This is a genomic window from Pseudolysinimonas sp. (assembly GCF_057350545.1).
In genome coordinates this window covers 1-19,202 of sequence record NZ_JBMRCP010000098.1, presented here as the reverse complement: position 1 = coordinate 19,202, position 19,202 = coordinate 1, and the positions used below count along the sequence as shown (strand labels likewise).

Below are 19,202 nucleotides of genomic sequence, written 5' to 3'. Positions count from 1 at the left end.
GGAGCCTCGCGGGTTGAGTGCCGACCGCGCAGCGGGCGGTGTATCGAAACCCCAATCGAGTAGCCCGGATCGTGAGTTTCGATACACCGCGATCCGCGCCCCGGCACTCAACCCACGAGGACGGGGAGCACGAGGAGTACGGCGAGGGCGAGCATGACGAGGGCGATGACGCCGTCGAGGAGGCGCCAGGCGAGCGGGCGGGCGAAGAGGGGCGCGAGCAGGCGGGCGCCGAAGCCGAGCGACGTGAACCACAGGATGCTGCCGAGCGCCGCGCCCGCCGCGAACCACCAGCGTTCGGCGCCGTGGGTCGACGCGACGGAGCCGAGCAGCAGCACGGTGTCGAGGTAGACGTGCGGGTTGAGCCAGGTGAGGGCGACCGCCGTTCCGACCGTCGCGATCAGGCCCGCCGACATCGGACCCGTGCCGGCGCGCAGGCCTGCGGCATCCGGCTTCGGCGTGCGCAGCGCGCGGATCGCCGCGAGGATGCCGTACACCGCGAGGAAGATCGCGCCCGCCCAGCGGATGACGTCGACGAGCCACGGCACCGCGGCGAAGAGCACCCCGCCGCCGGCGACCCCGGCCGCGATGAGCACGGCGTCGGAGAGCGCGCAGACCAGCACGACGGGCAGCACGTGCTCGCGGCGCAGGCCCTGGCGCAGCACGAACGCGTTCTGGGCGCCGATCGCGATGATGAGCGACAGGCCGAGGCCGAGACCGGCGAGGGCGGCGAGGATCGGCGTGCTCACGGTCCGAAGCTAGGCGTGGGGATGGCGACAGTACAGCAAAGGATTCTGCTGGGGCATTAGCATTACTTCATGAGGTACGACCGCGAGCACCTCGCGACGCTGCTCGCCGTCGTCGAGGAGGGCACGCTGGATGCCGCCGCCCGGCGACTGCGCATCACCGCGTCCGCGGTCAGCCAGCGGCTCAAGGCGTTCGAGGAACAGGTCGGTCGGGTGCTCGTCGTGCGCACCAAGCCCGCGCGCGCGACCGAGCCGGGTGAGGCTCTGCTGCGGATGGCGCGGCAGCTCGCGCTGCTCGAGCACGAAGCCGACCAGGCGCTCGGGGTGGGCGACGAGGGCGTGTCGACGATCCCGATCGCCGTGAACGCCGACTCGATGAGCACCTGGATCCTCCCCGCGCTCGAGCGGGTGTCGAGCGCGCATCCGGTGGTCTTCGCCCTGCACCGCGACGACCAGGACCACACCGCGGGCTGGCTCGCCGCGGGCACCGTGATGGGCGCCGTCACCTCGCAGGCGGCGCCCGTGCCGGGCTGCACCTCGACACCCCTCGGGCGTATGCGCTACCGGCCCCGCGCGGCGCCGGCGTTCGCACGACGGTGGTTCCCCGACGGAGCGGATGCGGCATCCCTCGCCGTCGCCCCCGTCGTCGTGTTCGACGAGAAGGACCTCCTGCAGTCGATCTACGCGCGCAAGGTCGCCCGTCGCGCCGTCGACCCGCCGCGGCACCTCGTGCCCGCCTCCGCCGACTTCGCGCTCGCCGTGCGGCTCGGGCTCGGCTGGGGGATGCTGCCCGACGAGCAGGCGGAGGGCACCGTGCTGCTCGACGAGACGCGGCACCTCGACGTCGCGCTGCACTGGCAGCAGTGGAACCTGCGCTCCCCGCTGCTCGACGTCGTCGCGAGCGAGATCGTCGCGACGGCGCGACGCGAACTGCTCGGTGGTTGAGTAGCGGCGCAGCCGCGTGTCGAAACCGCCGCCCCGGCCTCGCCCGACTGACGGGTCTCGACACGCCGCCTGCGGCGGCTACTCGACCATCGAGTCCACTACGCGAAGAGGCGCTGCAGGCGCGAGACGCCCTCGCGGATGTCGTCGTCGCCGAGCGCGTACGAGAAGCGCAGGTAGCCGCTCGGGCCGAACGCCTCGCCGGGGATGGCGGCGACCTCGGCCTTGTCCAGGATGAGGTCGGCGAGTTCGAGCGACGTCGTCGGGGTGACTCCTTGCCACTCCCGGTTCAGCAGCCCCGAGACATCCGGGTAGACGTAGAACGCGCCCTCGGGCATCGGGCAGACCACACCCGGGATGGCGGACAGCCCCTCGACGATGAGCTTGCGCCGACGGTCGTATACGTCGCGCATCTCGGCGACGCTGTCCTGCGGGCCCGTGAGCGCGGTGAGCGCGGCACGCTGGGCGACGTTGTTGACGTTGCTCGACAGGTGCGACTGCAAGTTCGCGGCGCCGGTGATCGCATCGGCGGGGCCGACCATCCAGCCGAGCCGCCATCCGGTCATCGCATAGCTCTTGGCGACGCCGTTGACGAGGATCGTGCGGTCGGCGAGCGCCGGCACGGCCTCGACGATCGACACCGCGCGCACGCCGTCATACGTGAGGTTCTGATAGATCTCGTCGCTGATGACCCACAGGCCGTGCTCCTCGGCCCACTCGCCGATCGCGGCGACCTGCTCGGGCGGGTAGACGGCACCGGTCGGGTTCGACGGCGAGACGAAGAGCAGCACCTTGGTGCGCGGAGTGCGCGCCGCCTCGAGTTGCTCGACGGTGACGCGGTAGCCCTGGTCGGCGCCCGCGAAGACGTCGACCTGGACGCCGCCGGCGAGCTTGATGGCCTCGGGGTAGGTGGTCCAGTACGGCGTCGGGACGAGCACCTCGTCGCCCGGGTCGAGGAGCGTCGCGAACGCCTGGTACACGGCCTGCTTGCCGCCGTTCGTGACGACGACCTGCGAGGGCGCGACCTCGAGTCCGGAGTCGCGCTTCGTCTTCGCGGCGATCGCCTCCCGCAGCTCGGGCAGTCCGGCGGCCGGCGTGTAGCGGTGGTTCTTCGGGTCGCGCACCGCCTCGGCGGCGGCGTCGACGATGTGCGACGGGGTCGGGAAGTCGGGCTCGCCGGCAGCGAAGCTCACGACGGGACGACCGGCGGCCTTGAGTGCCTTGGCTTTCGCGTCGACCTTGAGGGTGGCCGATTCGGCGATGGACCCGATGCGCTGCGAGATGCGTCCCACGAGGGTCCAGCTTAGAGCGCCCCGCCGCCTCCGAGAGGATCGGCGGGGCGCTCCGTTCAGCCCCGCCGTCCGAACAGCAGCCGACCGAGGTCGATCAGCGGTGCCTGGGTCGGGGCCGGGGCGGGCGTCGGCGCCGGTGCGGGGGCCGGCGGCGTGCTCGGGGCCGGAGAGGGTGCCGGCACCGGGACGGGCGAGGGCGCCGGGGCGGGCGCCGGTGCGGTCGGGGCCGGAGCCGGAGCGGACGGCGTCGGAGCCGTCGCTTCACCCGTGCGGGTGAGCGAGACCGAGTCGATCCGGTAGGCCCGACCCGACGTCGAGACCGCGACCTCGATGAGGTAGCCCGAGTGGGCGCGCTTCGCGGTGAGGCTCACGGGAACCCGCAGCCAGCCCGCAGCGCCCGCCGTGAACTCCATCGTCGCGGCCTCGGCCGCACCCGAACCGCCGATCGACCGCAGCGTCACGCTGCCCTTCGCGGCGGCGTCGGCGCGCACCCACACGACGGCGGTGTGCGTCCCGCCGGCCGCGACGGGTGTCGACACGCTCTGCGTCACGACCCGGCCGGAGGCCCCGGGCACGAGCAGCGACCTGCTGCCGCCGCGCGCGAGCGTGTTCGGTCCGTCGACGATCCCCGAGGGCGCGCTCCAGGCACCGAGGCCGCTCTCGAACGACGGCGAGCTGATCGAGATCGCCGTGCCCGTCGGCGCCGCCGGCTCGGCCGCGGGGGATGCGGTCGAGCCGGGCGACGCCGGGGCTCCGGACGTCGGAGCGGTCGAGGTCGGCGGCGTCGACGGCGCCGGCCGCTTCACGCCGGTGTACTTCGCGAAGACCTGCGACCAGTAGCGCGAACCGTTCGCTTCGTAGTACCCGATGCCGACCGACGTGTAGTCGTGGACGAGATTCGCGTAGTGGCTCGGCGAGGCCACCCAAGCCGGCACGACCTGTGTGTAGGTGTAACCCTTCGCGACGTTCTCGCCCGCGCGCTGCCAGCCCGACGGGATCTGCGTCGAGTAGTTCGGGTTGTGGCTCATCGCGCCGTTCTCGAACTGCTGGCGCGCCCAGTCGGCGGCGACCTTGTCGAGCGCGGAGTTACGCACGAGAACCGGGAGGCCCTTCTCCGCGCGCACGGCGTTGGTGTCGTCGACCACGCGCTGGGTGATCTGGGCGAGAGTCGGGCCGGCGGCGGTCGAGGCCCGGGCGGGCGACGGCAGGAGGGCCGCCGCTCCGCTGAGGAGCAGGACGAGGCCGGCGATCAGGACGATGCGGGCGCGCGACAGCGCGCCCGAAGGGACTTCGGGTGACATGAGTGCGACTTCCGGGATCGGGGTACCGAATAACGCGACTCGACCGCAGATCGACGGGTGAACTGCGGGAGAGGCGGGGTTCGCGCTCAGTGGAGCTGAGATGAGCTCCACGCGTGGTCGACACTATGGGGAGAGGGGTGGGGGACAAGAGTCCCAACACGGGGGACAATCCGGATGCCCACGTGCACCGAAGGCGACGCGGGCATCCGGATGCCGGACATGCGGAAGCCGGAGCGGGGAAGGTCTGTGGGGGGCCTTCCGCTCCGGCTTCCGGTTGTCGAGTTACCGACTACTCGATGGTCGACACCATCGCGTGGTTGCGTCGGTAGCTCTCCCGCACCAGATAGGCACCCGCTGCCAGCAGTGCGAGGATCACGGCGATCAGCGTCGCGATGCCGACGCCCGTGTAGGCGAGGCTGCCGCCGGGGCCGCCGCCCTCCGGCGTCGTGGTCTCGCCGCCGGTGTCACAGCCGTCCGGGTCGACGCAGTCGACGATCCGCGTGATGTTCGGGCCGACCGTGGCCTGAGCCAGGTTGACCGTCGCCACGCTGTCGCCCAGGACGCTCACGCGCACCGCGGTCTGCGTGAACAGGCTGCCCGACATGGCCGCCATCCCGCCGTCGGCGACGAGCCGGAGCTCCTGGATGTTGACCTTCACCGACACGATGTCGCGGAGCGCGTCGCCGACCGAGCCGAGGCCGAGCAGGCCGCCCTCGCCGCTCGTGCCGAGCAGCACCTCGGTGGCCGGGTGCACGAGGTTCTCCTCGAGGGAGTCCACGAGACCCTGCACGCCGCCGTCGCCGTCGAACAGACCGTCGAGGAGCGTTCCGCCGAGGTCACCGAGTGCGACGTCGAGGTCGAGGTTGGTGTCGATGCCGAGGATGTCGACATCCGCCACCGCCTTCGCCGCGGCACCGTTCAGAAGCTCGTCGATCGTCGCCTCGATGTCGAGCACGACGCTCGTGGTGAGCGGCGCGACGGCCGTCGAGGTCGAGTTGCAGACGTTGTCCTGCACGGTCTGGTTGACGAATCCTGTGATCTCCTTGAGCACCCCGTCGACGAGCACGACGTCGCCCACGCGATCGGTCACGCCGTCGGTGAGGCTGCCGACGATGCCCAGGTCGAGCACACGGTCGGTCAGCTCGCCGAGCCCGAGGCCGTTGAGCAGACTGCCGAGCAGTCCGCCGACGCCGTTCTCCTGCAGGAGCGCGCGGAGGTCACCCGCCGTCAGCGTCGTGAGCACCGGCGTGGTCAGCACGCGGTCGACCAGTTCGCAGACCTCCCGCACCAGCGGAGCCTGGGCGATGTCCACCGACAGGTCGGCGTGGATGTCGACCTTCGCGTCGTGGAGCACATCCTCGACCTTCTCGACCACCTGGTCGGCGATCGTCGAGACCGTCGTCGTGATGCCCTCGAGGATCTGGTTGACCACCTCGTCGGTGAGCAGCTCGGTGCCGGGCGCGAGGTCGTTGAGCTCGCCGCCGAGCAGCTGCTCGAGGTCGATCCGCACCTCACCGGTCTCGAGCGAGAAGGAGACCGCGCCGTTGCCGTACGACTCCTCGAGGAGGTTGTGCACCGCCTCGGTCAGGTCACCCGTGTTGATGGTGGCCGTGACATTGCCCTGGCCGCCCACGAGGTTGAGCACGGGGTCGAGGTCGACGAGAAGGCCGTTGACCTCGTCGATGAGCGAGCCGCCGGGGCCGACGAGCTCGTTGAGCGCGTCGACGACCTCCTGCAGGGCGGCGTCCACCTTCGGCGTCAGGTCGGAGATGGCCGGGCTGCTGAAGGTCAGGATGGCGTCGCCGAGCTGGTAGTCACCGCTCGCCGCGTCGAGGTCGCCCTGCGCGCTCGCCGCGATCGCGCCGAGCTCGAGCTTGAGGTCGACGAGCGTCGAGGCGAACTCCGGCCCGAGGAGAGCCGCGAGGTCGAACGTGGCGTTCGCCGGCGGCGTGGCCTTGTCGCTGCCGATGCCGATCGCGCCGTCGTCGGCGACGGCGCCGCTCGCGCCCAGCGACGAGCCGTCGTTGTTCGCCTGCGCGTACTGCGCGACGGGCCCGATCTGGAGCACTCCGCCGAGGTCGAGCTGCGGTGCCTCGGCCTGCTCGACGACGACCGTGTCCTGGAGCACGCTCGCGTCGAGCGGGTCCTTGGTGGTCTGGGTCGACTGTGTGCCGTCGTTGCGCGCCTCGGCGCCCGTGACGTCGACGACCTGGTCGAGGTCGATGCCGAGGATCGTCCCCGAGAGGAACTGGCCCTCCGCGTAGGACGACGGCACTTCGACCGCCGACGCCGAGAACGGCGCGGCGAGGGCGAACCCTGCTCCGAGTGCGAGGGCGGTGGCCGAGGCGGCGATGCGCCTGGTCTTGGTACCGATGGTGTCGCGGTGTGCGGATTCCCCCTGAGGAGTTCCCACTCGCGGGTGTGCAGTGGTGAACACGTCTCTTGCCTTCCTGGTCCGATACGGCCGCAGGAAGCGGAAATCAGGTCGGCGAGACCCCCTCACGTGGCTGCGGGTCCCCCGGACCGCCCAGCGTGGGTGAGGCGAACGAGTCTTCGTTGTGAGTCCTGATCACAGCTTCGTACGCCCGTATTCAGTTGTCTGGATGTTGCGGCGGGGCTGGTTGTGTCCCCGTCACCAGAAGAGACAGCCGTCCCCGGCGGCTATGACGCGGGAAACGCGCGCGATTTCCATGACGTACACTGATCTGGTTGCCGGAAACGGCAAGCTTCGGCGTGCCCGCACTCTCCCCAGGGCCGATGGGTGCGCGCCGAGGGCGGTGGCTCAATTGGTAGAGCAGCGGTCTCCAAAACCGCAGGTTGCAGGTTCGAGTCCTGTCCGCCCTGCGAATCCCGGGGGTTCTCTCGGGATCGACGAAAGGTTGGATGTCGTGGCACGCAAGGTGATCGACGAGCCGAGTGAAGACCTCGTCGCGAACGCCAAGCGGGATCGCGAGGAGCGGCGTGGTCCGTTCGCGCGCATCGTGCTGTTCATCCGCCAGGTGTTCACCGAGCTGTCGAAGGTGGTGCGCCCGACTCGGCGCGAACTGCTCAGCTTCACGATCGTCGTCATCATCTTCGTCGCCATCATGATGGCGCTCGTCTATGGCCTCGACTTCGTGTTCTTCCAGGCCGTGTCCTGGGTGTTCGGCAGCGGCTTCTCGCTCTAGGCGACCAACCGCCCCGGTGACCCTGCGGCATCCGCAGAACTCAGTAAGGAATTCCCACGTGACCGAAGATTCGCGCCGCGACATCGATCTCGCGACCGCCGCCGAGCAGTCCTCCGAGGAGGACGAGGCCCAGGAGGGCAACGTCCTCGAGCAGGAGGAGCACTCGGTCGACTCGGCCGAGCACGCCGCGATCCACGTGATCGACGACGAGAACGAGGACGAGGAGTCGGTCGAGGCCGGTCTCGAGCAGCTGCTCGACGCCCTCGACGCGGCTCAAGACCCCGAGGCCGACGCGATCGTCGACGACGCCCTCGACATCGACTCCGCCGACGAAGCCGACGCTGCGGTGTCGGCGACCGAGGACGAGGAGGAGATCGAGGCCGACGACGAGGCCGCGGTCGACCCCTACGAGGAGTTCCGCGCCGAGCTGCGCGGCAAGCCGGGCAAGTGGTACGTCATCCACTCCTACGCGGGCTTCGAGAAGCGCGTGAAGCAGAACATCGAGAGCCGCAAGGTCTCGATGGCGATGGAGGATTTCGTCTTCGAGGTCCAGGTCCCGATGGAGGACGTGGTCGAGATCAAGAACGGCCAGCGCAAGCTCGTCAACCGCGTGCGCATCCCCGGCTACGTGCTCGTGCGCATGGACCTGAACGAGGACTCGTGGTCGGTCGTGCGTCACACGCCCGGCGTCACGGGCTTCGTGGGCAACTCGCACAACCCGACGCCGCTGCGCTTCGAGGAGGCCTTCAACATGCTGAAGAGCCTCGTGCAGGTCGTCGAGGCCCCGGTCAAGGGCGCCGTCGGCGGCAAGACGACGGGCAAGGGCGGCGCCGCGCGCGTCATCCCCGCCGAGATCGACTTCGAGGTCGGCGAGACGATCACGATCAAGGAGGGTTCGTTCGCGGGTCTTCCCGGCACGATCAGCGAGATCAAGCCGGAGAGCGGCAAGCTCACCGTGCTCGTCTCGCTCTTCGAGCGCGAGACCCCGGTCGAGCTCTCGTTCGATCAGGTCACGAAGTTGTAGCGGGTCGGGTCAATGCGGCGCAGCCGCGTTGATGCGACCCGGTACAAGGTTGAGCAGCCCGCGAATGCGGGCGTGTCGAAACACATACCGACGGGGTACACTTTCACGTCGGTCTGGTCTCGACACGCGCCTGCGGCGCTACTCGACCACCGAAATCCACCGCATCCAGGATCAGCCTGGATGACGGGAGCGCGTCCTCGTGACGCACGAAAAGAGAAGGAAGCATGGCACCGAAGAAGAAGGTGACCGGCCTGATCAAACTCCAGATCAACGCCGGCGCCGCCAACCCCGCCCCGCCGATCGGCCCCGCGCTCGGTCAGCACGGCGTGAACATCATGGAGTTCTGCAAGGCGTACAACGAGGCGACCGAGTCGCAGCGCGGCAACGTCATCCCGGTCGAGATCACGGTCTACGAAGACCGCTCGTTCACCTTCATCCTGAAGACCCCGCCGGCCGCGGAGCTCATCAAGAAGGCCGCCGGCGTGCAGAAGGGCTCGGGAACGCCGCACACCGTCAAGGTGGCGAAGCTCAGCCGTGACCAGGTGCGCGCGATCGCCGAGCAGAAGCAGGTCGACCTCAACGCGAACGACATCGAGGCGGCCATGAAGATCATCGCGGGCACCGCCCGTTCGATGGGGATCACGGTGGAGGCGTAATCATGGGCAAGAACTCCAAGGCCTACCGCGCCGCGGCCGCCAAGATCGAAGAGGGCAAGTTCTACGGACCCACCGAGGCCGTCTCCGTCGTCAAGGAGACCGGCTCGGCGAAGTTCGACTCGACCGTCGAGGTCGCGCTCAAGCTCGGGGTCGACCCGCGCAAGGCCGACCAGATGGTGCGTGGCACCGTCATCCTGCCGCACGGCACGGGCAAGACCGCGCGCGTCATCGTGTTCGCGACCGGCGCGGCTGCCGAAGCGGCGCTCGCGGCGGGAGCGGACGAGGTCGGCGGCGCCGAGCTCATCGAGAAGGTCGCCGGCGGCTACACCGCGTTCGACTCGGCCGTCTCCACCCCGGAGCTCATGGGCCAGGTCGGCCGTCTCGGCAAGGTGCTCGGTCCGCGCGGACTCATGCCGAACCCGAAGACCGGCACCGTCACTCCCGACACGGCGAAGGCCGTCTCGGACATCAAGGGCGGCAAGATCGAGTTCCGCGTCGACAAGCACTCGAACGTGCACTTCGTCATCGGCAAGGCGGCCTTCTCGAGCGAGCAGCTCGACGAGAACCTCAAGGCCGCGATCGACGAGATCAACCGCGCCAAGCCGAGCTCCTCGAAGGGCCGCTACATCCAGAAGGGGTCGCTCTCGACCACCTTCGGCCCGGGTGTGCCGCTCGACGTCAGCGTTCTGTAACTCTGAACCCTCAGGTTCGACGGGCGAGCGCCGCGGATTCCGCGGCGCTCGCTGCCGTCGCGGCGCTCACCTTCCCGCTCGCGTGCCCGCCGCACACGACCGACGAGGCGAAGGCGGCGTTCATCGCCGCCCACCTGAGCCCGGCGAACTTCGACGCCTACCTCGCCGATCCGGCGCGCGTGCTCTTCGTCGCCGAACAGGATGACGAGACGGTCGGCTACACGATGCTGATCGTCGGTGAACCGCAGGATGCCGACGTCGCGGCCGCGATCACCACGCGTCCGACCGCCGAACTGAGCAAGTGCTACGTCGCGCCCGGTCACCACGGCGCGGGCATCGCGGGGATGCTCATGACGGCGACCCTCGACGCGGCGGCCGAGCGCGGCGCCGTCGGGGTGTGGCTCGGCGTCAACCAGGAGAACGCGAAGGCACAGCGCTTCTACGAGAAGTCAGGCTTCACGAGGGTCGGGGTGAAGCGCTTCCTCGTGGGGGACCGTTACGAGGACGACTTCGTGCTCGAGCGCGTCCTCTGATCCTCAGCGCGCGAAGCCGGCGAGCACGCGGTCGAGAGCGTCGACGAACCAGTCCGCACTCTCGCGCGTGATGACGAGCGGCGGCTTGATCTTGAGCACGTTGCGGTAGTCGCCGGTGGGCTGCACGATGCAGCCCTCCTCGAGCATCGCGTCGCAGATCGCCGCCGCCTCCTCGGTGGCGGGTTCGAGCGTCTCGCGGGATCGCACCAGCTCGACGCCGAGGTAGAGCCCGAGGCCGTGCACCGCCCCGATGAGCGGATGCCGTCGGCCGAGCTCCTCGAGGCGCGCCTTCAGGTGTGCGCCGACCTCGACGGCGTTCTCGACGAGCGCCTCGTCGCGCATGATGTCGAGCACGGTGGAGCCGACGACGCAGCTCACGGGGCTCCCGCCGGCGGACGAGAACATCGATCCTTCCGCGGCGAACGCCTCGGCGATCTCGCGCGTGGTGATCACGGCGCCGAGCGGATGCCCGTTGCCCATCGCCTTCGCGATCGTGATGATGTCGGGCGTGACGCCCTGCTGCTCGTGGCCCCAGAAGTACGAGCCGAGGCGCCCGTAGCCGACCTGCACCTCGTCGGCGAGGCACAACCCGCCGCGGTCGCGGATCCTCCGGTAGGCGCCCGCGAGGTAGCCGTCGGGCAGCATGACGCCACCCGCGTTGCCGTAGACGGGCTCGGCGAGGAACCCCGCGATCGCGACGCCCTCGGCGTCCCACCGCGCGAGGTCGGCGTCGAGGTCGGCGAGGTAGCGCTGCCCGGCGTCGGGCCCGCGGTGGGTACCGCGGTACGTGTTCGGGGCGTCGACGAGGCGCACCCAGGAGGGCCGCGTCTCGAGAGCCCGCGGATTGTCGCCGATCGACGACGACACGGCATCCGACCCGATCGACCACCCGTGGTAGGCCTCGCGCATCGCGATGATCGTGTCGTGCCCCGTTGCCGTGGTCGCGAGTCGGATGCCGAGATCGACCGCCTCGGACCCGCTGTTGACGAGGAACACGGCATCGAGACCGGGGGGCGCGAGGTCGGCGAGGCGCGCGCTGAACTCGGCGACCGCGGCGTAGTGGAACCGCGAGTTGGTGTTGTGCAGCGACCACTGTCGTGCGACGGCGGCGACGAGGCGAGGGTGCGCGTGACCGGCCGTGGCGACGTTGTTCACCATGTCGAGGTAGGTCTGACCCTGCGTGTCGACGAAGTGCTCGCGCCAGCCGCGTTCGATGCGCGGCGGCTCGGCGAAGTAGTGTTCCTGCACCTGGGCGAAGTGAGCGTCGCGGAGCGCGAGCACGTCGGCGGCGGCCTCGGCGGCGGCTACCGGATGCCGCCCGAGCAGCGCGGACGGGTCGGGGCTCACCCGCCGCGCGGCGTCGGCCAGCGCCGGGGCGACGAAGAACGGCGGGCGCTCTCCGCGGGCGCGCGAGAGCTGCACCGCGAGGCGGGCGGGATGCGGTGCGAGCTCGCCGAGCACCTCTCCGGCCGCGATCTCTCCGGTCGAGGTCGCCTCGAGCCCGTCGAGCCACAGGTCGTACTCCGGCGTCTCGAGCACGAGGGAGTCGCCGTCGCGCCGCAGCACGCCGGCGTCGGGCGCCGTGACGGCCGTCGAGACGGCGACGGTGAGCTCGACGCCGAGCGGGACGGTCGGGATGCCGCGGGGGCTGCGCACGGCGGCGCGCGTGAGTCGAGGCTCGCCCCACGCCGTCACGCTGGGCGCGTGCTCCGCGGCGAGCCGGGCTTCGGCCTCGGGCTCGAGCCAGGCGCCTTCGTCGAGCAGGGGTGACGTCGTCGAGAGGTCGAGCAGCGTCGCGGCCGAGGCGTCGAGGAGCAGCGCCGCGGGCGCGACGGTGTACGACGCGTCCCGGTCGCCGAGCCGGTGCCGTAGGAGCACACGCATCGTCGCGAGCTCGATCGAGGCGGCGACGGCGAAGGAGCGCCACTCCTGGCGGCGGTTCTGGGCGGCGTAGGCGTTGTCGGCCTCGAGGGCCACCTGATGCTCCCCGCTCGCCACGAGCGTCGCGGCCCGCAGCTGCACGAGCGGCCAGAGGGCGTCGATCTCGATGTCGGTGAGCGGCACGACGGCGTGGAACGCCGCCGCGGCGTCGAGCACGATGAGCGGGTCGGTCGGATTGTGGTGCAGGATCGCGGCACACGTGACCGCGAGCTCGGCGACGGTCCAGCTCTCTGCGACGTCGCCGAAGTCGATGACACCCCACGCGCCGGAGTCGGGCGTGGCGACGAGGTTGTCGTCGGTGAGGTCGCCGTGGATCGGCTGCACGCGGAGGTGCTCGCGCAGCGGCGCGAGGGCGGTGTCCGCCGCCGTGGTGACCTCGAGCACGCGCGTTCGCCGCCCGGGATCCGGGATGCTGTCGGCGAGCAGTCGCACGGTCTGCGCGGCGTCGCGGAGGTTCCACTGCGTGCGCTGGGCGAACCCCGGGTGGGCGAGCGGGGCGAGGGCGGCGGCGACCTGGGCCGCGAGGTCGCCGAGCCGCCGGGCCTCGTCGACCGTGAAGGGCCCGTGGTCGCTCAGCGGCTCGCCGTCGACGAACTCGAGCAGGCGCGCGCGGAGCGTGCCTCCGCCGACCTCGACCTCGATGAGGTCCGACCCGTCGGACGCGGATACGACCCGGGGGGCGGGGATGCCGCCGGCCGCGACGGTCGCGGCGGCGAGGTTCTGCGCCTCGAGCTCGGCCGCGCCGAAGAGGGGGTTGGAGAACTTGAGGAGCACGCGTCGGCGGCCCTCGTCGAGGCGGAAGTTGCGGTCCTGGTTGCTCCCGAGCTCGTCGAGGTCGCCGTCGACGCCGTAGCGATCTCGGGCGACGGCGCGGGCGGTGTCGGCGTCGACGGCCGGACGGGGGAGGGCCGGGCGCGCGAAGAAGTCGAAGGTGCTCATCGTGGCCACCCTAAGACTGATGAATCATCAGCGCAACCCGCTCAGTGCTGCAGAATCCACAGTGATCTAGGCTTCCCTCGATGGATACCGAACTCGACGACATCGACCGCGACCTCATCGTCGCGCTGCAACTCGACGGCCGACTCACTTACGCCGAGCTCGGCGAGCGCGTCGGACTCTCCGCGGGAGGAGCGCGGCTGCGCGTGCTGCGCCTCGAGGAGCGCGGCATCCTGCAGGTCGTCGGCGTGACCGATCCGCTCAAGCTCGGCTACGAGCGCATGGCGATGCTCGGCGTCACCGTGCAGGGCGACGCCCGCGCCGTCGCCGACCGGATCGGGGCGCTCGAAGGCGTCATCTACCTCGTGCTCGGCTCGGGGCCGTTCGACCTCCTCGTCGAGGTGCTCGCGGCGACGCCGGACGCGCTCTTCACGATCGTCAACGACGAGGTTCGGAGCGTGCCCGGCGTGCTCAGCGTGCAGACCTTCGACTACCACGCCATCCACACCCACCGCTTCATCTGGGGTCCGCGGTAGGCGGTTTCGACACGCGCGCTACTCAGCCACCGATGTACGACATGACGTGCTTGATGCGCGTGTAGTCGTCGAAGCCGTACATCGAGAGGTCCTTGCCGTAGCCGGAGTGCTTGAACCCGCCGTGCGGCATCTCCGCGACGAGCGGGATGTGGGTGTTGATCCAGACGCACCCGAAGTCGAGCTTCTTCGCCATCCGCATCGCGCGCGAGTGGTCCTTGGTCCACACCGACGACGCGAGCCCGTACTGCACGCCGTTCGCCCACTCGAGCGCCTGCGCCTCGTCGCGGAACTTCTGTGCCGTGATCACCGGTCCGAAGATCTCGCTCTGCACGACCTCGTCGTCCTGACGCAGGCCCGCGAGCACCGTCGCCTCGTGGAAGAACCCCGAGGTGCCCGAGCGTGCGCCGCCCGCGGCGATCTGCGCGTGATCGGGCAGGCGCTCGATGAATCCCTGCACCCGCTCGAGCTGGCCGCGCGACGACATCGCGCCGAACAGGATGTCGTCGCGCTCCGGGGTGCCCGTGAGGGCGTTCGCGCGCGCGTACTCGGCGAGCGCCGCGACGAACTCGTCGTGGATGCCCTCCTGCACGAGCAGGCGGGTCGCCGCGGTGCAGTCCTGCCCCGCGTTGTAGTAGCCCGCGATCGCGATCCCCTCGACGGCCGCCTCGATGTCGGCGTCATCGAACACGACGACGGGAGCCTTGCCGCCGAGCTCGAGGTGCACGCGCTTGAGGTCGAGCGCCGCCGAGCCGGCGACCTCCATGCCCGCGCGCACCGACCCGGTGATCGAGACCATCTGCGGGATCTTGCTCGCGACGATCGCCCTGCCCGTGTCGCGGTCGCCCGTGACCACGTTGAGCACTCCCTTCGGAAGGAACTCGGAGAACAGTTCGGCGAGGAACAGGCTCGACACGGGCGTCGTGTCCGAGGGCTTGAGCACGACGGTGTTGCCCGCCGCGATCGCCGGCGCGATCTTCCAGATCGCCATCATCATCGGGTAGTTCCACGGCGTCACCTGGCCGATGACGCCGATCGGCTCGCGGCGGATCGACGAGGTGTGGTCCTTCATGTACTCGGCCGTCGCGCGCCCCTCGAGGTTGCGTGCGGCCCCCGCGAAGAAGCGCACCTGGTCGACCATGACGTCGATCTCGTCGCCGACGAGACCCGCGCGGGGCTTCCCCGTGTTCTCGGTCTCGAGGTCGGCGGGCTCCTCGGCCCGCTGCTCCACGGCATCCGCGAACCTCAGGAGCGCGAGCGAGCGCTCGGCGGGAGTCGCCTCGCCCCACTCGCCGAACGCGCGGTCGGCGGCGCGGTAGGCGGCCTCGACGTCGGCCTCGCTCGAGGCGGGCGCGGTGGCGAAGACCTCCTCGGTGGCGGGGTTGACGATGTCGAGCGTCGCGTCGGTGGTCGGATCGACGTACGCGCCGTCGACGAAGTTCTTCAGGGTCCTCGGAGCCATGTTCATTCCTTTCGTGGGTGGGGTCGGAGCCAGGAGCGCAGCGCGTCGCCGTGCTCGTCGAGGGCGGGCGGCGCCGCGGGTGGGGTCGGGGCGAAACCGGAGTACCGCACGGGGTGTCGCAACTGCGCCGGATGCTCGCCGCCGACCTCGGTCACGAGGTCGAGGCCGAGGCTGTCGGCGAGTTCGAGTGCTTCGCGCAGGTCGTTGACCTTCCCGGCCGGGATGCCGACGGCGAGCAGTCGCTGGGCCCAGTTCGCGACGTCGTCGGTGGCGAGCGCGGCCTCGAGTCGTGGGACGAGCTCGTCGCGGTGGGCGACGCGGTCGCCGTTGGTGCGGAATCTCGCGTCGTCGGCGAGGTCGGGCACGCCGAGCAGCTGGGCGGCGGTCGCGAACTGCCGGTCGTTGGCGACCCCGAGCATGAGCAGCCCGTCGCGGCAGCGCAGCGTCTCGTACGGGGCGATCGACGGATGCCGGTTGCCCATCCGGGTCGGCGGCACGCCGGTCGCGAGGTACGACGTCGCCTGGTTGGCGAGCGACGTGATCGACGAGGTGAGGAGGTCGACCTCGAGCTCCTGGCCCTCGCCGGTGCGCTCGCGATGCAGCACGGCGGCGAGAACCCCCATCACGGCGTCTTTCGCGGTCAGCAGGTCGACGACCGCGACGCCCACCTTCGTCGGCTCGCCGTCGGGGTCGCCGGTGATCGACATGAGCCCGCCGACGGCCTGCACGAGCACGTCGTAGCCCGGCAGCGCCGCGCCGGCACCGCTGCCGAAGCCCGTGATCGAGAGGTAGATCACCCGAGGGTTGCGGGCCCGCACCGACGCGGCGTCGAGCCCGAACCGGGCGAGGGAGCCGACACGGTAGTTCTGCACGACGATGTCGGCGCGGTCGACGAGGGACTGCGCGACGGCGAGGTCGTCGGCATCCTCGAAGTCGAGGGCGATCGACTCCTTCGACCGGTTGGCGCTCTCGAAGTACGCGCTCGACGACCCGGCCCACGGGGGTCCGAAGTGCCGGGTGTCGTCGCCCAACCCGGGACGCTCGACTTTGATCACACGCGCCCCCAGGTCGGCGAGCATCATCGTCGTCGTCGGCCCGGCGAGCACCCGGCTGAGGTCGGCGACGAGGAGCCCGTCGAGAGGGGGAGCGGTCACGACGCCGCGCGGATCTCGTCGCAGAGGATGCCGACACCCTCGAGCAGCAGCTCGTCGCCGATCACGAGGGGCGGGAGCAGACGGATGACGTTGTCGAAGGTGCCGCAGACGAGCGTCAGCAGTCCGCGGGCGTGGCAGGCCGCGGAGATGCGGGCGGCAGCCTCGCGGTTCGGCGTGCGGCCGTCGGGCTCGACGAACTCGAGGGCCAGCATCGCGCCGCGGCCGCGCACCTCGCCGACGATCGCGCTGTCCGCGGCGACCGCGAGCAGCTCCGGCAGCACGAGCGACTCGATCCGCCGGGCGCGCCCGGGGAGGTCGTCGCGCTCCGTGAGGTCGAGCACGGCGAGCGCCGCCGCACAGGCGACGGGGTTGCCGGCGTAGGTCCCGCCGAGGCCGCCGGGGTTCACGGCATCCATGATCTCAGCACGGCCCGTGACGGCCGAGATCGGCAGGCCGCCGCCGAGCGCCTTCGCCATCGTGATGAGGTCGGGCACCACGCCCTCCTGCTCGATTGCGAACATCGAGCCGGTGCGGCCGAAGCCACTCTGGATCTCGTCGGCGATGAGCACGATCCCGTGCCGGTCGCACAGCTCGCGCACCCGGGCGAGGTAGCCGGGCGGCGGCACGATGAACCCGCCCTCGCCCTGCACGGGCTCGACGATGATCGCGGCGACGTTGCCGGCGCCGATCTGGGTCTCGACCATCTCGGTGAGCTTCGCGGCGGCCTGCTCGGCGCTGTTCTCGGCGCCGCCGACCCAGCGGAACGGGTACGGCGCGGGCGCTCGGTACACGTCACCCGCGACGGGCCCGAGGCCGTCGCGGTACGGCTTGTTCTTCGCCGTGAGGGTCATCGTGAGCTGGGTGCGTCCGTGGAAGGCGTGCTCGAGCGCGATGATCGCAGGTCGCCCGGTGTGGGCACGGGCGATGCGCACCGCGTTCTCGACGGCCTCGGCGCCGGTCGTGAAGAGCGCCGTCTTCTTGGCGTGCGCGCCGGGGGTGATCCGGTTCAGCCGCGCGGCGACCTCGACGTAGCCCTCGTACTGGGTGACCATGAAACAGCTGTGGATGAGTGCCGCGGCCTGTTCGGCGATGCGCGCGACGACCTCCGGGTGCGCGGGCCCGACCGCGGTGACGGCGATGCCGGACGCGAAGTCGATCACCTGGTTGCCGTCGACGTCGCGCAGGACGCCGTCTCCCGCGCCCTCGATGAAGATCGGCAGGGTGCGCCCGAGTCCCCGCGGAAGCTCGGCGTCGCGCCGCTGCTGGAGCTCGAGGGAGCGCGGTCCGGGGATCGTGCCGACGATGCGGCGCTCCTCGGGGCGGGGGCGGGCCTCGGCGGTGGTGCTGGTCATTCCCGGAGGCTACGGGCGGGCGGCGCGCGGTTCGATGGTGCGATCCGCACAGCGCTCGTTGTCGGCTGGCCGATCGGTCCAGTGCGTCGTCGTCTCAGAGTGCCCCGGGCTGGTCGCGCAGGGCCAGCCAGAGCTCGGCGCTCAGGTCGGGATCGTCGAGATCGATGCCGAGCTCCTCCGAGATCACCCGGATGCGGTTGCGGATCGTGTTGCGATGCACGCCGAGTTCGCGCGCCGCGGCCTCCCAGCTGCCGCGGTGGCGCAGGAAGCTCCGCGCCGTCTCGACGAGGGGAGCGCGCTCGTACGCGGCGAGCCGCGCCGCGGCATCCTCCCCCGCGCGCATTCCCGCCGTGCCGCCTCCCGTCACGACCTCGCCGCGGCGCGCCTCGCGTGCACGACGCAGCACGCGTGCGAGCGACCCCGCGGCCTCCGACGGTCGCGTGGCGTCGCCGATCGCTCCCGTGAACTCGCCGGCGTCCTCCCGTCCGGCGAGGGCAGGGGGATCGGAGGGCAGCGGCCCCGCGACGAGGAGGACGCGCATCCCCTCGCTCACGGTCGACCGCAGCGGGTGCGAGCGCTCCGCCGCCGCGGCGCTGACGTGACCGCGCGCCACGAGCTCGGCGAGGGCCGCGTCGAGCCGCGCGGGATCCCCCGAGGCCGACGTGTCGGGGGTCACGACGAGGCGGACCGTCGGCGGCAGCGGCGGGCCCCCGGTGACCGTCGCGAGCACGTCCGCCGCCCCGGTCTCGCCGAAGAGCACGAGCGTCGCGACCGCCTCGGCGATCGAGCGCTCGGCGGCGCTCGCCTCGAGCCGAGCGCGCTCCCAGAGGCCGATCGCCGCGGTGGCGGTGACGATGAGCTGACGGTCGACGCTCGTGAGCCGCCGCCCGGCGCCGACGGCGAACGCTCCCCGCACGACGGCACCCGCGCCGACCGGGTAGGCGATGACGTCGTACCCGTGCAGCGGGAAGGTGGCCGCACCGACGTTGCCGCCCTCGGCGAATCGGCGCACCTCGACGGCGAGGCTCGCGAGAACCCCGCCGAGCGCGGCGGGGTAGACGACGGCGTCGGCGTCGTAGAGCGGCACGTAGGCGGTCCAGCCGCCGAGGGCCTGTGCGACGAGGCTCGCGATCCCCGCGGCGCCTTCGGGCTTCGCGGCTTCGCGCACGATCGCCGTCTGCGTTCCCAACCGGGCGACGAGGCCCGCGCGGTCGGAGGCCCCGACGAGGTCCCAGAACGCCCGGGTCACGCGGATGAAGGTCTCGTCGCGGGGCACCGTCAGCAGCGGGAAGTCGGTCGCGGCGCAGTGCTCGGCGAGCGCGGCGGGCACGTGGTCGAGCGCGGGTCCGACGCCGTGGGCGAGAGCGGCGACCCCGCGCTCGCGGAGCCGATCGACGTAGGCGGGGATCCCTCCGGGCGCCTCGGCGAAGGGCATGCCGGTGGTCAGGAGCAGCTCGCCGCCCTCGAGGAACGG

At 71.2% G+C, this 19,202-nt stretch carries 16 protein-coding genes and 1 tRNA gene; 8 read left to right on the top strand and 9 right to left on the bottom strand.

Annotated features, from left to right (window positions below):
- Positions 1-107: 107 nt before the first annotated feature.
- Positions 108-746 (bottom strand): LysE/ArgO family amino acid transporter, encoded by a 639-nt coding sequence (locus ACO1X9_RS13645; RefSeq protein ID WP_486351390.1) that lies wholly within the window; start codon positions 744-746, stop codon positions 108-110.
- A gap of 69 nt (positions 747-815) precedes the next feature.
- Here ACO1X9_RS13645 and ACO1X9_RS13640 point away from each other — a divergent pair, with 69 nt between their 5' ends.
- Positions 816-1,688, top strand: coding sequence for a LysR family transcriptional regulator ArgP (locus ACO1X9_RS13640; RefSeq protein ID WP_486351389.1), 873 nt, complete (start codon positions 816-818; stop codon positions 1,686-1,688).
- Positions 1,689-1,786: 98 nt separating this feature from the next.
- Here the strand turns inward: ACO1X9_RS13640 and ACO1X9_RS13635 are convergent, their stop codons facing one another.
- The 3 genes from ACO1X9_RS13635 to ACO1X9_RS13625 form a co-directional block, all read right to left on the bottom strand.
- Positions 1,787-2,977, bottom strand: coding sequence for a pyridoxal phosphate-dependent aminotransferase (locus tag ACO1X9_RS13635; protein WP_486351388.1), 1,191 nt, complete (start codon positions 2,975-2,977; stop codon positions 1,787-1,789).
- A 56-nt stretch (positions 2,978-3,033) separates the two neighbouring features.
- Positions 3,034-4,278, bottom strand: a complete 1,245-nt coding sequence (locus ACO1X9_RS13630; protein ID WP_486351387.1) for a CAP domain-containing protein — start codon at positions 4,276-4,278, stop codon at positions 3,034-3,036.
- Between the two features lie 289 nt (positions 4,279-4,567).
- Entirely contained in the window at positions 4,568-6,691 is a 2,124-nt protein-coding gene (locus tag ACO1X9_RS13625; protein ID WP_486351386.1) for a choice-of-anchor G family protein, read from the bottom strand.
- 358 nt (positions 6,692-7,049) lie between these two features.
- Here ACO1X9_RS13625 and ACO1X9_RS13620 point away from each other — a divergent pair.
- The 6 genes from ACO1X9_RS13620 (at position 7,050) to ACO1X9_RS13595 (ending at position 10,350) form a co-directional block, all read left to right on the top strand.
- Positions 7,050-7,122, top strand: a tRNA-Trp gene (locus ACO1X9_RS13620).
- A gap of 44 nt (positions 7,123-7,166) precedes the next feature.
- On the top strand, positions 7,167-7,445 hold the full coding sequence (gene secE, locus ACO1X9_RS13615) for a preprotein translocase subunit SecE (RefSeq protein ID WP_486351385.1): 279 nt from the start codon (positions 7,167-7,169) through the stop codon (positions 7,443-7,445).
- Between the two features lie 58 nt (positions 7,446-7,503).
- The gene (gene nusG / locus ACO1X9_RS13610) at positions 7,504-8,469 is read left to right on the top strand and encodes a transcription termination/antitermination protein NusG (RefSeq protein WP_486351384.1); all 966 of its coding nucleotides are present in this window, start codon (positions 7,504-7,506) and stop codon (positions 8,467-8,469) included.
- Between the two features lie 224 nt (positions 8,470-8,693).
- Positions 8,694-9,125: a 50S ribosomal protein L11 gene (rplK, locus tag ACO1X9_RS13605; protein WP_486351383.1), complete on the top strand. Its 432-nt coding sequence runs from the start codon at positions 8,694-8,696 to the stop codon at positions 9,123-9,125.
- A 2-nt stretch (positions 9,126-9,127) separates the two neighbouring features.
- Positions 9,128-9,817 (top strand): 50S ribosomal protein L1, encoded by a 690-nt coding sequence (gene rplA / locus ACO1X9_RS13600; protein ID WP_486351382.1) that lies wholly within the window; start codon positions 9,128-9,130, stop codon positions 9,815-9,817.
- A 2-nt stretch (positions 9,818-9,819) separates the two neighbouring features.
- Positions 9,820-10,350 carry a GNAT family N-acetyltransferase gene (locus ACO1X9_RS13595; RefSeq protein ID WP_486351400.1) on the top strand — a complete coding sequence of 177 codons (531 nt, stop codon included), beginning with the start codon at positions 9,820-9,822 and terminating at the stop codon, positions 10,348-10,350.
- A gap of 3 nt (positions 10,351-10,353) precedes the next feature.
- On the opposite strand, the gene ACO1X9_RS13590 is transcribed toward ACO1X9_RS13595, so the two are convergent.
- Complete coding sequence (locus tag ACO1X9_RS13590; RefSeq protein WP_486351381.1) at positions 10,354-13,230, bottom strand: aminotransferase; 2,877 nt, start codon at positions 13,228-13,230, stop codon at positions 10,354-10,356.
- Between the two features lie 80 nt (positions 13,231-13,310).
- On the opposite strand from ACO1X9_RS13590, the gene ACO1X9_RS13585 reads away from it, so the two are divergent.
- Positions 13,311-13,763 carry an Lrp/AsnC family transcriptional regulator gene (locus ACO1X9_RS13585; RefSeq protein WP_486351380.1) on the top strand — a complete coding sequence of 151 codons (453 nt, stop codon included), beginning with the start codon at positions 13,311-13,313 and terminating at the stop codon, positions 13,761-13,763.
- Between the two features lie 22 nt (positions 13,764-13,785).
- On the opposite strand, the gene ACO1X9_RS13580 is transcribed toward ACO1X9_RS13585, so the two are convergent.
- The 4 genes from ACO1X9_RS13580 to ACO1X9_RS13565 form a co-directional block, all read right to left on the bottom strand.
- A complete protein-coding gene (locus ACO1X9_RS13580; protein WP_486351379.1) occupies positions 13,786-15,222 on the bottom strand; it encodes a gamma-aminobutyraldehyde dehydrogenase in 1,437 nt (478 codons plus the stop codon).
- 2 nt (positions 15,223-15,224) lie between these two features.
- On the bottom strand, positions 15,225-16,376 hold the full coding sequence (locus tag ACO1X9_RS13575) for a CaiB/BaiF CoA transferase family protein (RefSeq protein ID WP_486351378.1): 1,152 nt from the start codon (positions 16,374-16,376) through the stop codon (positions 15,225-15,227).
- On the bottom strand, positions 16,373-17,728 hold the full coding sequence (gabT, locus tag ACO1X9_RS13570; RefSeq protein ID WP_486351377.1) for a 4-aminobutyrate--2-oxoglutarate transaminase: 1,356 nt from the start codon (positions 17,726-17,728) through the stop codon (positions 16,373-16,375). Before gabT ends, ACO1X9_RS13575 begins: the two co-directional genes overlap by 4 nt.
- Before the next feature lie 94 nt (positions 17,729-17,822).
- Positions 17,823-19,202, bottom strand: a 1,380-nt coding sequence (locus ACO1X9_RS13565; protein ID WP_486351376.1) for a helix-turn-helix domain-containing protein, incomplete at its 5' end; no start/stop codon positions are given.

Coding starts and splice junctions, on each gene's coding strand:
- gabT (WP_486351377.1), bottom strand. CDS start 17,728: ATGACCAGCACCACCGCCGAGGCCCGCCCCCGCCCCGAGGAGCGCCGC.
- rplK (WP_486351383.1), top strand. CDS start 8,694: ATGGCACCGAAGAAGAAGGTGACCGGCCTGATCAAACTCCAGATCAAC.
- ACO1X9_RS13585 (WP_486351380.1), top strand. CDS start 13,311: ATGGATACCGAACTCGACGACATCGACCGCGACCTCATCGTCGCGCTG.
- ACO1X9_RS13630 (WP_486351387.1), bottom strand. CDS start 4,278: ATGTCACCCGAAGTCCCTTCGGGCGCGCTGTCGCGCGCCCGCATCGTC.
- ACO1X9_RS13580 (WP_486351379.1), bottom strand. CDS start 15,222: ATGGCTCCGAGGACCCTGAAGAACTTCGTCGACGGCGCGTACGTCGAT.
- ACO1X9_RS13590 (WP_486351381.1), bottom strand. CDS start 13,230: ATGAGCACCTTCGACTTCTTCGCGCGCCCGGCCCTCCCCCGTCCGGCC.
- ACO1X9_RS13640 (WP_486351389.1), top strand. CDS start 816: ATGAGGTACGACCGCGAGCACCTCGCGACGCTGCTCGCCGTCGTCGAG.
- rplA (WP_486351382.1), top strand. CDS start 9,128: ATGGGCAAGAACTCCAAGGCCTACCGCGCCGCGGCCGCCAAGATCGAA.